Source organism: Alistipes sp. AF48-12, assembly GCF_003477565.1.
Classification (GTDB): domain Bacteria; phylum Bacteroidota; class Bacteroidia; order Bacteroidales; family Rikenellaceae; genus Alistipes_A; species Alistipes_A hominis.
The window spans coordinates 20399-33964 of the sequence record NZ_QUDJ01000010.1; the positions used below are offsets into that span (position 1 = coordinate 20399).

The 13566-nt window shown below is 57.8% G+C and carries 11 protein-coding genes; 6 read left to right on the forward strand and 5 right to left on the reverse strand.

Annotation, left to right across the window (positions count from 1 at the left end):
• Positions 1–12 precede the first annotated feature (12 nt).
• The 4 genes from DW082_RS07570 to DW082_RS07580 form a co-directional block, all read right to left on the reverse strand.
• On the reverse strand, positions 13–1185 hold the full coding sequence (locus DW082_RS07570) for a C40 family peptidase (protein WP_101573625.1): 1173 nt from the start codon (positions 1183–1185) through the stop codon (positions 13–15).
• Position 1186: 1 nt separating this feature from the next.
• Positions 1187–1357 carry a hypothetical protein gene (locus DW082_RS14300; RefSeq protein WP_182424125.1) on the reverse strand — a complete coding sequence of 57 codons (171 nt, stop codon included), beginning with the start codon at positions 1355–1357 and terminating at the stop codon, positions 1187–1189.
• Positions 1333–2601 (reverse strand): transglutaminase domain-containing protein, encoded by a 1269-nt coding sequence (locus tag DW082_RS07575; protein WP_118458084.1) that lies wholly within the window; start codon positions 2599–2601, stop codon positions 1333–1335. The genes DW082_RS14300 and DW082_RS07575 overlap by 25 nt, the downstream gene beginning before the upstream one ends.
• A 108-nt stretch (positions 2602–2709) precedes the next feature.
• The gene (locus tag DW082_RS07580; RefSeq protein ID WP_182424126.1) at positions 2710–3642 is read right to left on the reverse strand and encodes a ketopantoate reductase family protein; all 933 of its coding nucleotides are present in this window, start codon (positions 3640–3642) and stop codon (positions 2710–2712) included.
• Between the two features lie 145 nt (positions 3643–3787).
• On the opposite strand from DW082_RS07580, the gene fabD reads away from it, so the two are divergent.
• From fabD to DW082_RS07595, 3 genes are all read left to right on the forward strand, one after another.
• Positions 3788–4672, forward strand: a complete 885-nt coding sequence (fabD, locus tag DW082_RS07585; protein WP_101573631.1) for an ACP S-malonyltransferase — start codon at positions 3788–3790, stop codon at positions 4670–4672.
• A 310-nt stretch (positions 4673–4982) separates the two neighbouring features.
• On the forward strand, positions 4983–6212 hold the full coding sequence (locus DW082_RS07590; protein WP_055202962.1) for an ROK family transcriptional regulator: 1230 nt from the start codon (positions 4983–4985) through the stop codon (positions 6210–6212).
• A gap of 12 nt (positions 6213–6224) precedes the next feature.
• The gene (locus tag DW082_RS07595; RefSeq protein WP_228385734.1) at positions 6225–6764 is read left to right on the forward strand and encodes a GNAT family N-acetyltransferase; all 540 of its coding nucleotides are present in this window, start codon (positions 6225–6227) and stop codon (positions 6762–6764) included.
• Here the strand turns inward: DW082_RS07595 and DW082_RS07600 are convergent.
• Positions 6744–7211 (reverse strand): type I restriction enzyme HsdR N-terminal domain-containing protein, encoded by a 468-nt coding sequence (locus DW082_RS07600; protein WP_118458088.1) that lies wholly within the window; start codon positions 7209–7211, stop codon positions 6744–6746. The genes DW082_RS07595 and DW082_RS07600 overlap by 21 nt on opposite strands.
• 130 nt (positions 7212–7341) lie before the next feature.
• Between DW082_RS07600 and DW082_RS07605 the strand changes: the two genes are divergently transcribed.
• The 3 genes from DW082_RS07605 to DW082_RS07615 all read left to right on the forward strand — a co-directional run bounded on the left by DW082_RS07605 (position 7342) and on the right by DW082_RS07615 (position 13558).
• Positions 7342–9621 (forward strand): NADP-dependent malic enzyme, encoded by a 2280-nt coding sequence (locus DW082_RS07605; protein WP_118458090.1) that lies wholly within the window; start codon positions 7342–7344, stop codon positions 9619–9621.
• A 115-nt stretch (positions 9622–9736) separates the two neighbouring features.
• Complete coding sequence (locus DW082_RS07610; RefSeq protein WP_118458092.1) at positions 9737–11593, forward strand: glycoside hydrolase family 2 TIM barrel-domain containing protein; 1857 nt, start codon at positions 9737–9739, stop codon at positions 11591–11593.
• Positions 11594–11695: 102 nt separating this feature from the next.
• Entirely contained in the window at positions 11696–13558 is a 1863-nt protein-coding gene (locus DW082_RS07615) for an SLC13 family permease (protein ID WP_118458094.1), read from the forward strand.
• Positions 13559–13566 lie beyond the last annotated feature (8 nt).

The window sequence follows — 13566 nt, forward strand, 5'->3', positions numbered from 1 at the left end:
GGATTGATAGGATTATCGGTTGAAATACCACGGATGGCCGGCCACCCGCGCGATACCGGGCGTTCCGATCCGGCCGACGATCCGGCTGATCGACAGGCACGGATACCCGACGAAGTCCTCCGCTTGCGGGTCGATGCTGTTGACCTTGACGCGCCCCGAAGCATGGATGAATTTTCCGTCGCCGAGATACATCGCCACATGCGTCACGCGGCCGGTCTGCGCGTTGCCGAAAAACAGCAAGTCGCCCTTGCGGCAATCCCGCCACGCTTCGGGCGCGATCTTCTCCCCGGTCAGGGCTTGCTGCGAAGCGTCCCGCGCCAGGATTACGCCATTGGCGAAATAGGCCGTCTTGACCATTCCGGAACAGTCGACCCCTTTGACCGAAGTTCCTCCCCACAGATAAGGCACTCCCATCATGCTGCGCGCCGTGCGTTCCAGGCCGTCCGGCCGCAACTCCCGGGCCGCCCATTCGGTAAAATCCTGCGTTTCGCTGCGTTTCACATAACCGGAGCGTCCGTCCGGCAGCCGGACGGCAATGAACTTCCGGTTCGTCTTACCCGCCGGATCGACCTCCAGCACCGTTCCGAGCACGAGATCGGAAACCCGGGAACCCTCCTCGTCCGGCCCAGCGTAGACGAATCCGATGTATCCGGTGTAGATAAACCGCTGTGACATCCGCCAGGACTCCATCTCACCGGGTGTTTTCAGTGCGATCGCATCGTCGTCCACCCACGAAATATAACCGTCCGGAGTCTGCACCCGATACCAGCCGCCCTGCACGTCGAGCACCCGCAACGGCGTTCCGAGGATCGCCTGGGTCGCAAACTCGGCGGCATGAGCCGGAGCGGTGCGCAGGTTGACCGACGACAGCGTGACGAGCGCCTGCGTCCGGTCGCCGAGCGCACGGGACGGCAGCAGCGTCGTATAATCCTCAAAGGCGACCCCGCCCCGCCTCAACCGCTCGCGGAGCGCACGAACGGCTTCCGGATCGTCGCACTTGCCCTTTAATATATACAGCGTATCGTTGACCTGTTCGGCCTCGATCTCGAAGACCGCCACCCGTTTGTCCGGAGCGTACCGCGCGCGCACCTGTTCCACCAGATCGCCGGCGGATTGCGCTTTCGCGCCCCAAACGGCCAGTGTCAGCGCCGCCGTCCATAAAACCTTTTTCGTTATCCTCTTCATTCTATTCGTATGTAACGTCCATGTGATAATCCCACTCGTCGAAATAGAGATTGCGCTCCGAAGTTTCCGCTTCGCCGCGTTGAAAATCCACCGGCTCGCTACGCATATGCCGTTTCGGAGGATCGAACGGATACCCGTAATCGCTGTTCACGACCAGCCGGTAGCTGTCCATGCCCGTTTTATAGAAATCGCGGACGGCCGGATCGGCGCTCGCAGCCAGTTTGCCGAACGATATATCGAGGGGCACCCACCCGACGCTTCGTAATAAACCGATCCCCAGTCGTGCAGACCGACATGTCCCGGATGCAGCATCCAACCGCTTTCCCACCGCGCCGGAATCCCGACGCTGCGCAACATCGCGATCAGAAGCAGGCTCACCTGTCCGCAGTCGCCGTGTCCGGCATCGAGCACGTACTCGGGAATATTCGGGATCACGCCGTACTCGATCGCCCCCGCCCACGGAATGTCGTCGATCCAATCGTAAATCCGCGAAACGATCCGCACCGGATCGGTCTCGCCGCCGGCCAACTCGCGGGCCTTCCGTTCGATCCGTTCGCTGAAAACGAGGTGCGGCGGACGCTGGGCCGTATATTTGCGATAAACTTCCGAAAGGGTATCGTACGGTTCGACCTGCTTCGACAGCTCCTCCGGATCGAAATACTGCGCACGCGTCGTCACCCGGAACGCGAGCCTGAAAACGGTCGCGCTGTCGCGACGGGCCGGCTGTTCGAAACAAATGCTACGCTGCGGAGTTCCCTTCGGAGCCACGACATACCGCTCAGGCCATGCCGAAATCAGTTCGACACCGGTCTGGCGCGGCAAACCTTCCTGCGGATAGGGCAGCCAGCAACGGATCGTATCGCCCTCCGGCACGGCATCCGGTTCCACGACAAGCGTATAGCGAATCGTCATCGTCACCGGATTCGTACACATTCCCAGCGAATCGGTCGCCGCAATCACCCGCGCGGCGTGCCTTTCCCGAAAACCGATCTCCGACGAGTCGATCCGCCGCAATCCTTCCAGTTCCGGGGCCAGCAGAATCAGGTTGCCTACCGAACGGCTGAAGTAACGCTTCCGGCTGTCGATCCGCCGCATCTCCAACTTCCCGGACTTTTCCCATCGACGGATCTGCTCCGGAGATACCGTATCGGACACCCGCTGCCGGATCCGGGAGAGAATCTGTTCTTCGTTATAACAAAATTCGATACGCAAACGCCGCATGACCTCCCGCAGCGAGTCGATCGCGCGCAGTTCCTGTTCCGACGCGCCGGGTTCCGCTTCTTCCAGCAACGAGTCCAGCTGCGAAAACCGACCTTCTCCGATCAGATTCGACGCGTCTTTCTGCCAATCGGATCGTCCGGCGCAGGAAACCAACGCTCCCAACAGTACCGGGCAAAAAAATTTGAACAGATTCATTCCGAAACAGTCTATATTTTCACAAAACTACGCATTTTACCGGCCAATGGCAACAAAAAACCGCCCGGAAATCGCAACCGGGCGGCCGGAGAGGTATGCGGATCACGATCAAAATACGTTAACGTTGCAGCAATCCGGCATACATCCGGTCGTAAGTCGCGTCGGAACGCCGAGCCGTTTCCCTTCGCGCACGATGTAGCCGGTCAACGACTCCAGTTCGGTGCTGCGGTGCGCCCGGAAATCGCGCTGCATCGAGGTCGTCGTATCGGCCGGAATCCGTTCCATCTGATCGACCACCTGGGCGGCGATCCCGTCGGACAGGACGATTCCTTTGGCCTTCGCCACCGCCTGAAATTCATCGAGCAGCGCCGTGAACTGCGCCCGGTAGTCCGGGTTGCCAAGCACGCCGCCGTAAGGCTCGTCGGTATAGGAAGTCGCCGTGGCCACGGTCGAGATGAACGCAAACTTGTCCCAGACTCGCCGGGTAATATCCGGAACCAACCGGGCGCGGACTTCCGCGCCGGTAAAAATCCGCTCCAGTTCTTCGAGTCGTTCGTCCGGCCCCTGCGCGGAACCGAACAGGTAACGGTAACCGTTGGTATGTTCGGCGATACGGCCCGGCTCGACGATAAACGCAACCACATACACGCACCCGTCCCACACGGCATGTCCGGGCAGCATTCGTTTGATCTTCTCGGCGCTATCCACGCCGTTCAGAAATGGCAGGATCACCGTCCGCGGCCCGATGGCCGGGCGGATCTGCCCGACGGCCCCTTCGATATCATAGGCCTTCGTGCACAGCAGGATGTAATCCATTTCGCCAATCTCGGCGGCCGAATCGGTCGCCGCTTTCGGGCGGGCCGTAAAATTTCCCTGCTGCGACTCGACGATCAATCCCCTGCTTCGGATATTTTCGAGGGCTTGTCCGCGCGAAATAAAATAGATGTCCACTTCCGGGTCGTCCCGGTAACGGCGGGCGAGCAGACCGCCGAGAAATCCGCCGACGCCGCCCGTCCCTACGATGGCTATTTTCGTTTTCATAATCAGTCCGAACGATTTGATTTTCCGCAAAGGTAGCAAAAACCGGAGCATTTCGTTGCGAAATACGCCCCCCGTCGAGAACAGTTGCCGGGTTTCGGCAAAATTACTTATCTTTGCTCTCTGTTAACCAACTAAACGAAAAAATATGCACGCATACGTATTCCCGGGTCAAGGCGCCCAATTCGTCGGAATGGGCAAAGACCTGTACGACAACGTTCCCCTTGCAAAAGAACTGTTCGAAAAAGCCAACGAAATTCTCGGCTTCCCGATCACCGATATCATGTTCGCCGGAACCGACGAACAGCTCAAGCAGACGAAAGTAACCCAGCCGGCAATCTTCCTGCACTCGGTCATCCTGGCCAAATCGCTCGGCGCGGACTTCAAACCCGAAATGACGGCCGGACACTCGCTGGGCGAATTCAGCGCGCTGGTAGCCGCCGGAGCCCTGAGTTTCGAAGACGGCCTGAGCCTGGTTTCGAAACGTGCGATGGCGATGCAGAAAGCCTGCGAACAGAATCCGTCGACGATGGCCGCCATCATCGGCCTGCCCGACGCCACGGTCGAAGAGATATGCAGCGCGATCGACGGCGTAGTCGTTCCGGCCAACTACAACTGTCCGGGACAGTTGGTAATATCGGGCAGCAACGAAGCGATCGACGCCGCCTGCGCCAAACTGACCGAGGCGGGCGCCAAACGCGCGCTGAAGCTGAACGTCGGCGGAGCGTTCCACTCGCCGCTGATGGAACCGGCCCGCGTGGAGCTCGAAGCCGCCATCAAAGCCGCTCCGTTCGCCGAACCGGTCTGCCCGGTCTACCAGAACGTCGACGCCAAACCGTACACCGATCCGGCTAAAATCCAAGCCAACCTGATCGCCCAACTGACCTCTCCGGTGCGCTGGACGCAGATCGTGCAAAACATGATCGCCGACGGAGCCACGCAGTTCACCGAACTCGGCCCCGGCAGCGTATTGCAGGGCCTGATCAAGAAAGTGGACCGCGCCGCCGTTTGCGAATCGAAGCAAACATTGTAATGTCGACCGAAAAAAACGGCTGATACTCATACGATTTTCCCGAACCGCACGTTTTACTAGTGCGGTTTTTTTATGAAATAAGAGGGCGTAAGATTTTAATATTTCGGCTAATTCGGTCGGATATATGAAAAATTTTGCGTTATTTTGCACTCAAAGAAAACCAACGCCACCATTCTAAATTTAGGAAACCGCCGTTTCCCAATTAGATAAGAATGAGTGGCTATCAGCGGACTTCGAGGCCGGCGGACCGGAACTTTCGGAATCCCGACAAAGAAAAACCTAACATCAAACCATAACAGAATTTAACCCCATGAGTTCATTACAGGAATTTTTCAATCAGCCGGAAAACGGCAAGGCCAAAGGAATCGTTCAAAAAAACAACATTCTCAAACGCAATATCATCGCCCGCATGGCGATCGAAGGAGAATGTACGCTGGCGGATCTGGCCAGGGAGCTGCATGTCAGCATCCCGACAGTCACCAAACTGGTCGAGGAACTCCTTTCCGAAAACATCATCGCCGACCGCGGCAAGATCGAAACCAGCGGCGGACGCCGGCCGAACATTTTCGGTCTGACTCATTCGGCCATCTATTTCGCCGGCATCGAAGTGAGTCGCGATCAGATCGTCATGGTGATTACCGACCTGCACAACAACATCATCCAACTGGAACACGAGCAAGATTTTATCCTCGACGACACGGAAGAATGCCTCGACAAAATCGGATCTTCGATCGACCGGTTCATAAACGACAGCAAAATAGACCGTTCGAAGTTGCTCGGCATCGGAATCTGCATTGCCGGGCGCGTGAATCCGAAAACTGGACGCAGCTACAAATATTTCACCTCGCGCGAAGAGTCGCTGAGCGAGATCATGGAAAAACGGCTCGGACACCGGGTGCTGATCGAAAACGACACCCGCGCCCGCTGCTACGGCGAATATACGAAAGGATGCACGGGTTCCGAAAAGAACATCGTTTACTTGAACCTCGCCCGTGGCGTCGCCATCGGAGTCATCATCGACGGCAACCTGTACTACGGGAAATCGGGCTTTGCCGGCGAATTCGGCCATACGCCCTATTTCGATAACGAGATCATCTGCGACTGCGGTAAAAAAGGGTGTTTGGAGACGGAAGTTTCCGGAATCGCCATCGAAAACAAGATGATCCAGCAGATCAAGAACGGACGCACCACGATCCTGATGGATAAATACCAGAAACAACATAAGATCCACATCAACGACATCATTCAGGCAGCCAAAAACGACGACACGCTGTCAATCGAACTGATCGAGGAAGCCGGCGAAAAAATCGGCAAAAGCATCGCTTTTCTGATCAATATTTTCAACCCGGAACAGGTGATCATCGGAGGCAACCTGGCCAACGCCGGCGACTACCTGATGCTGCCGCTGAAATCGGCCGTCAACAAATATTCGCTGCGGCTGGTTTACAACGACACGCTGTTCCGCACGACCAACCTCGACGACAACATCGGTTCGCTCGGCGCGGCAATGCTGATCCGCAACAAGGTGATTTCACTGTAAACGCGGCGTGCCATGACCAATCCGATGGAGAGCGAACTGATCCGCCTGCGGGCGCTCGAGCCGGAAGATGTCAACATCCTGTACAAATGGGAGAACGACACCGAAATCTGGAAAGTGAGCAACACGGTCGCCCCGTTTTCGAAACACATGCTGCGACAGTTTATCGAAAACCAGCAACGCGATATCTACGAAACCCGCCAGTTGCGGCTGATCATCGAATCGAAAGCCGACGGGAAACCCGTCGGCGCCATCGACCTGTTCGACCTCGACCCGTACAACTGCCGGGCGGGGGTCGGCATTCTGATCTACGACCAGCGCGACCAGAGGCAGGGTTACGCCTCTCATGCGGTGTCGATCGTGATCCGATACGGCTTTCAAGTGCTGAACCTCAACCAACTGTACTGCGACATTCCGTCGCAGAACATCCAAAGCCTCGCGCTATTCAAAAGCAAGGGATTTTCGGTGATCGGACTTAAAAAAGAGTGGACGAAAACCACGTCGGACTGGCAGGACGAGTACATGCTACAACTGCTAAACCCGAAAAAATGGTGACAGGTCGGGGAATTCGGCAGTAGGGCAGTAGCGCCCCGATTCCGCATCGCGCCGGCAGCAAACATGCCGCAGCCCGTTCGTAACCAATATGAAAGGAGCCTCCAGCACGCTGTTGTAACGTACCGCCTGGGCGAGCACCCGCTCGTCGAGCGGGACGTGCGGAGCTTTGCATTCCGCGACCAGACAGATCCGGCCGTCCCGACCGGTCACCGTCACATCGGCCCGTTGCCGTGTACCCGCGAGTTCCACCGGACGTTCCTGAGATACGCACGCCGCAAACGCCCCCTTCTCCTCCACCAAAAAACGAATCAAGTGCTGCCGCACCCACTCCTCGGGAGTCAGCACGAGCCACCGTTTGCGGACGCCGTCCCATATCTGCGGCGGCGCGGCATCCACCCGGAGCCTGAAAACGTAACGGGGAAAATTAAGTTGAAAAAGTCGTTCCATCTATCGATAAAAATTCGTACCTTGTACTCGATTTTTTCGAAAAAAAGTCGTCCGGCTCATATTTTCCGGCTTACAAATATAAACAAAGATTTTTCAGAGCACCGAAATCATCTGAATAAACACTTGCGATATGGGAAACAATGCTAAAAGTAAAAAGGAAGAGGCGCTTCTCTACCACTCGGAGGGGCGTCCGGGGAAGATCGAGGTAATCCCAACGAAACCTTACAGCACACAGAAAGACTTGTCGCTGGCCTACTCCCCGGGAGTGGCGGAGCCTTGCCTGGCGATCGAGGACAATCCGGACGACGCGTACAAATATACAGCAAAAGGCAACTTGGTAGCGGTAATCTCGAACGGCACTGCCGTGCTCGGGCTGGGCGATATCGGGGCGATGGCCGGTAAACCGGTCATGGAAGGCAAAGGGCTGCTCTTTAAAACCTTTGCGGATATCGACGTATTCGACATCGAGGTCGATACGAAAGACACCGACCAGTTCATCGAAACCGTCAAAAACATTTCGGTCACGTTCGGCGGGATCAACCTGGAAGACATCAAAGCGCCCGAATGTTTCGAGATCGAAGAACGCCTGAAAGAGGAGCTGTCGATCCCGGTGATGCACGACGACCAGCACGGCACCGCGATCATTTCGTCGGCGGCGCTGCTCAACGCGCTCGAAATCGCAGGCAAGAAGATCGAAGAGGTACAGGTAGTGGTCAACGGGGCCGGCGCGGCCGCCGTATCCTGCGCGAAACTCTACATCGCGCTGGGCGTAAAGCCCAAGAATGTGATCATGTGCGACAGCAAAGGGGTCATTTCGGTACGCCGCCAGAACCTGAACGCGGCGAAAGCCAAATTCGCCACTACGCGCGAGGTCGATACGCTCGAAGAAGCCCTTGTCGGAGCCGACGTATTCCTCGGCTTATCGGTAGCCGACGTGCTGACGCAGGAAATGGTACGCAGCATGGCCGACAACCCGATCGTATTCGCGCTGGCCAATCCGAATCCGGAAATCTCATATGACAACGCGATGGCCGCCCGCGAAGACATCATCTTCGCAACCGGACGCTCGGACTATCCGAACCAGGTCAATAACGTACTCGGATTCCCGTACATTTTCCGCGGAGCGCTCGACGTGCGCGCCACCAAGATCAACGAGGAGATGAAGATCGCCGCCGTGCGGGCGCTGGCCGCATTGACCAAGGAGCCGGTGCCCGACATCGTAGCGGCCGCCTACAACGACAACAATATTTTGTTCGGACGCGAATACCTGATCCCCAAGGCGCTCGACCCGCGGCTGATCTCCACCATCTCGGTCGCCGTGGCCAAAGCGGCTATCGAATCGGGCGTCGCGCGCAAAACGATCACCGACTGGAAAGCGTACGCTACCGAACTGGACAGCCGTATGGGGCGCGACGATAAGCTGATGCGCGCCATCCGCTCGAAAGTAGGCACCGCCGCGCCGCGCCGGATCGTCTTCAGCGAAGGCGACCGCCTGACCACGATCAAGGCCGCCGTTCACCTGGCCAACGAAAACCTCGCTATCCCGCTGCTGGTCGGCGACCGTGCGAAGATCAATACGCTGCTGAAGGACAACCACCTGACGCTCGACCCGAAATGCATCGTCGACTTCCGCAGCGACCGCGAAGAAGCGCGCCGCAGCCGCTACGCAGCGCTGCTGTATAACAAGGTAAGCCGCAAGGGCGTCCGGATGCACGAGGCGATCGAATACATGATGCGCCGCGACTGGTTCACGCTGATGATGGTCGCTTCGGGCGACGCCGATACGTCGATCCTCGGCTATACGCACCGCTACACCGAAGCGCTGAACCCGGTACGCCAGATCTTTACGACGAACAGCAACACGACGCTCGCGGCGATGGAGATCGTTACGACCAAGCGCGGACCGATGTTCTTCGCCGACACGGCCGTCAACCCGAGTCCGACCGTCGAAGACCTGGTCAACATCGTACTGATGGCTGCCCAGACCGTCCGCAATTTCGGTATCGAACCGGTGATGGCAATGCTGTCGCACTCGAATTTCGGAACCGACACCGAACCGCTTGCGGCCAAAATCTCGAAAGCCGTGGAAATCCTGCACTTCCAGTATCCGGAATTGCTGGTCGACGGCGAGATGAAAGCCGACATCGCGTTGAACAAGAAAGCCCGCAACGAAATCTACCCGTTCAACAAGCTGGGCGACCGCGAGATCAACGTGTTGATCTTCCCGAACTTGTCGTCCGCGAACATTTCGTACAAGATGATGGAGATCCTCGGCGGCGCCGAAATCAACGGCCCGATCCTGATGGGACTGAACCAGTCGTGCGTACACCTGATCCCGGAAGTGGCCAGCACCCGATCAATCCGCAACCTGAGCGTCATCGCCGCTGCGGAAACGATCCAGCCGAAATAGCCGGAAAACGCTCGTTTTTAAAAATAGCCGCCGATCATTTTTACCCGGCGGCTATTTTTGTATATTTGCATGTCGGGGTGGCTGCATCTCGATCTTGATTTTATCCGGAAATATTATGAAATACAGCCTCATTATCTCCTTCTCGCTGCTGTGCCTGCTTCGCGCCGGCGGACTGCAGGCGCAAACCGAACTGCAGGACCCGACCCGCACCTCTTCCCGCAGCGAAATGCCGGGCATTCAAATCGGCAGTTACAACAGCCGCGAACTGGCGCTGACCGAAAACGATAAGGAATCGCTCTACATGCAGCGGCTGAACGGAAAATGGCAGGTAAAAACCTATCGTTCGGAAACGGAAATAGACACGACGCTCACCGCGCCGGCGGCGGACGTTTCGGCATGGGAAAGCGTCACGATTCCCGAAAAAGAGGGCAACGGAGCATGGGCGGCCGTCTACCGTACCGAGTTCACGATGCCTTTCAAATGGATCGACCGTGAAATATTCGTCCGGCTCGACGCCGTCAGCCGCGCTTATTACGTCTATGCGAACGGGCATCTGGCCGGTTATCACGCGGATTCGAAAACGCCGGCCTATTTCGATATTACGCCTTACGTCGCGGACGGGAAAAACACGCTGGCCGTGATCGCCTACGCCCATCCGGTTTCGACAACGCTTGAGAATCAGATCAAAACGCCGGGCACCTGCATCGAAGGCGACGTCTCGGTCATCGCGCAGCCCAAAGTCCGCATCCGCGACTTCGTGGCCGACACCCGTTTCGCAACGGACGGCAACGGACTGTTCAGTTTCGGGGCGATCGTAAAATCGCACCTGCTGAATCCCAAAGAGGTGATCGTTTATTACGAACTGATCGCGCCGGACGACAGCACGGTGATCGCGCACGGCAAGCGGGACGCCCGTTTCCACCTGCGGGCCGAAGACACCGTCCGCTTTTTCGCCAACCTACCGGACATCCAGTCGTGGAGCCACGAAAGTCCGAAGCTCTATACCGTCGCACTGAAATTGCAGCACGAAGGCCGCTTTACCGAATATACGAAGGTAAAACTCGGATTCCGCGACGTTTCGTTCGACGAAAAAGGGCTGAAGATCAACGGACGTCCGGTCGAGCTCCGCGCCGTCGATTACGATTGTCCCCCCGATGCGAATGCCTGGCGCAGGGACTTCGCCGCATTCAAAAAGAGGGGCATCAACTGCGTCCGGGTCAAAAATTACCCGCAAAACGACCGGTTTTACGAACTGGCCGACAGCTACGGCCTGTATATCTGCAACCGGGCGAACATCGACGCCCGTCTGAGCGGCAGCTCGCTCGAAACGGGCGGCACGCCGGCCAACGATCCGCTGTGGGAAAACGCCTATGCCGACCGCGTAATGAATATGTACTACACATCGCAGAACCATCCGTCGGTGCTGCTGTTCTCGCTCGGCGAACAGGGAGGGCGCGGTTACAACATGTACGAAGCCTACCGCCGGCTGAAAGCGGTCGAAAAGAAACGCCCGGTGATTTACGAAGGAGCCGGCGCGGAGTGGAACAGCGACCTGGTGGTCGGCAAACCCGGCGGACGCAACGCGTCGGACGACCGTTACACGGTCTTTTTCGCTTCGCCCGAGTCTTTCAACGAAAAACAGTCGCCGCTGGGCGCGACCGCGATCGCGGCCGGAACGGCTCCGGGCAAAGTGGAGATCCGCAACGGCTGTACGATCGCCGACCTGAAAAACTTCCGGGTCGGCTATACGATCGTCGCCGGCACGAAACGAATCGTCAAGGAAGGCGTCTGCAAAGCCGACATCCCGGCCGGGGAAACCGCCCTGGTGGATATTCCGCTCGACGGCGTCAAACCGGGCAAATATACGCTGACCGTCTACGTCGCACATAAAGACAATACGCCACTGGCGCCGGACGGAGAGCGCATCCTCGAACAAACCCTGCCGTTGGAAATTCCGAAAACGGCAAAATGACAAGCAATTCCATCCTGCGGTAAAACGGTAGCGGCATGGTAGTTGAACGGTGGATTCCGTTCCTTCACGTCGGGAGTCATCCTGCATGAAACAACTGAAATTATGTATATCACGCTCGCAATCCTGGTACTGTCGGCCGTCTTTTTTATGAACGGCCGGGTACGTTCCGACCTGGTGGCGCTGTGCGCGCTGCTGGGCCTGCTCGTTTTCCAAATACTGACCCCCGAAGAGGCGCTGGCCGGATTCGCCAACCCGATCGTCATCATGATGATCGGGCTGTTCGTCGTGGGCGGCGCGATTTTCCAGACCGGACTGGCCAAAATGGTCAGCAGCCGCATCCTGGGATTGGCCGGCAACAGCGAACTGAAACTGTTCATCCTTGTCATGCTGGTCACTGCGGCCATCGGCGCCTTTATAAGCAATACGGGAACCGTCGCGCTAATGCTCCCGATCGTGGTGAGTCTCGCAGCCAATGCGAACATGAACGTCAGCCGCGTACTGATGCCGCTGGCATTCGCAAGCAGCATGGGCGGTATGCTGACGCTGATCGGGACTGCCCCGAACCTCGTTATCCAGAACGTACTGACCGACGCGGGCTACCAGCCGCTGACCTTCTTTTCGTTCACTCCGGTCGGCCTGGTATGTATCCTGACCGGAATCATCGTGCTGATCCCGCTGAGCCGATGGTTCCTCGGCCCGAAAAAAGAGAAAAAACAGCAACGGCAGACCGGAAAATCGCTCGGCGAACTGGTCCGCGAATACCAACTCGCCGACAGCCTGTTCCGGGTCAGGGTATCCGCCGGCTCTCCGGCCGGAGGACAAACGGTGCGGGAACTGGGCATCCAACAGCAATACGACCTCAACCTGGTCGAAATCCGCCGAATCCAATCGCCCCAATCGCATTTCCTGAAATCGGTCAGCCAGCAGTTGGCCGACCCCGATACGACGCTCCGCGACGGGGATATCCTCTACTTGATGGGGCTTTTTGAAAACGTGCAACGATTCGCCGCCGACTGCCGGCTCGAACTGATGGACACCCATACGACCGAACAACGCACCGAAGGCAAACCAGGCACGCTCGATTTCTACGACATCGGGATCGCCGAGATCCTGCTGCCGCCGACCTCCCGGCTGGTCAATACGCCGGTCGGCGAATCCGGATTGCGCGAACAGTACGACGTCAACGTACTGGGCATCCGCCGCAAGAACGAATACCTGCTCTCCGGCCTGAAAGACACGAAAATGCACTCCGGGGATATCCTGCTCGTACAGGGCGCATGGCACGACATTTCGCGTCTGGACGGCGAACCGTCGGAATGGGTCGTCCTGGGGCAGCCGCTGGCCGAAGCGTCCCGGGTAACGCTGGATTACAAAGCGCCGCTGGCCGCGGCGATCATGGTGCTGATGATCGCCTGCATGATGTTCGACTTTATCCCGATCGCCCCGGTCACGGCCGTGATGATCGCCGCCGTGCTGATGGTGCTGACCGGCTGCCTGCGCAACGTGGAAGCCGCTTACAAAACGATCAACTGGGAAAGCATCGTACTGATCGCGGCGATGCTGCCGATGTCCGTCGCGCTGGAAAAAACGGGAGCGTCGGAGCTGCTCTCGCGACAGCTCGCCCAGGGACTGGGCAGCTACGGACCGGTCGTTCTGCTCGCAGGCGTCTATTTCACCACCTCGTTGATGACGATGTTCATCAGCAACACGGCTACGGCCGTGCTGCTCGCGCCGGTCGCTCTCCACGCCGCCGTAGAGATCGGGGCGAGCCCCTATCCGTTCCTGTTCGCGGTCGCGGTGGGAGCGAGCATGTGTTTCGCCTCGCCGTTCTCTACGCCGCCCAATGCGCTGGTCATGCAGGCCGGACAATATACGTTCAAAGATTACATCAAAGTCGGCCTGCCGTTGCAGGTCATTATGGGGATCATAATGATCCTAATACTCCCGCTGCTGTTCCCGTTCTGACCGAAATC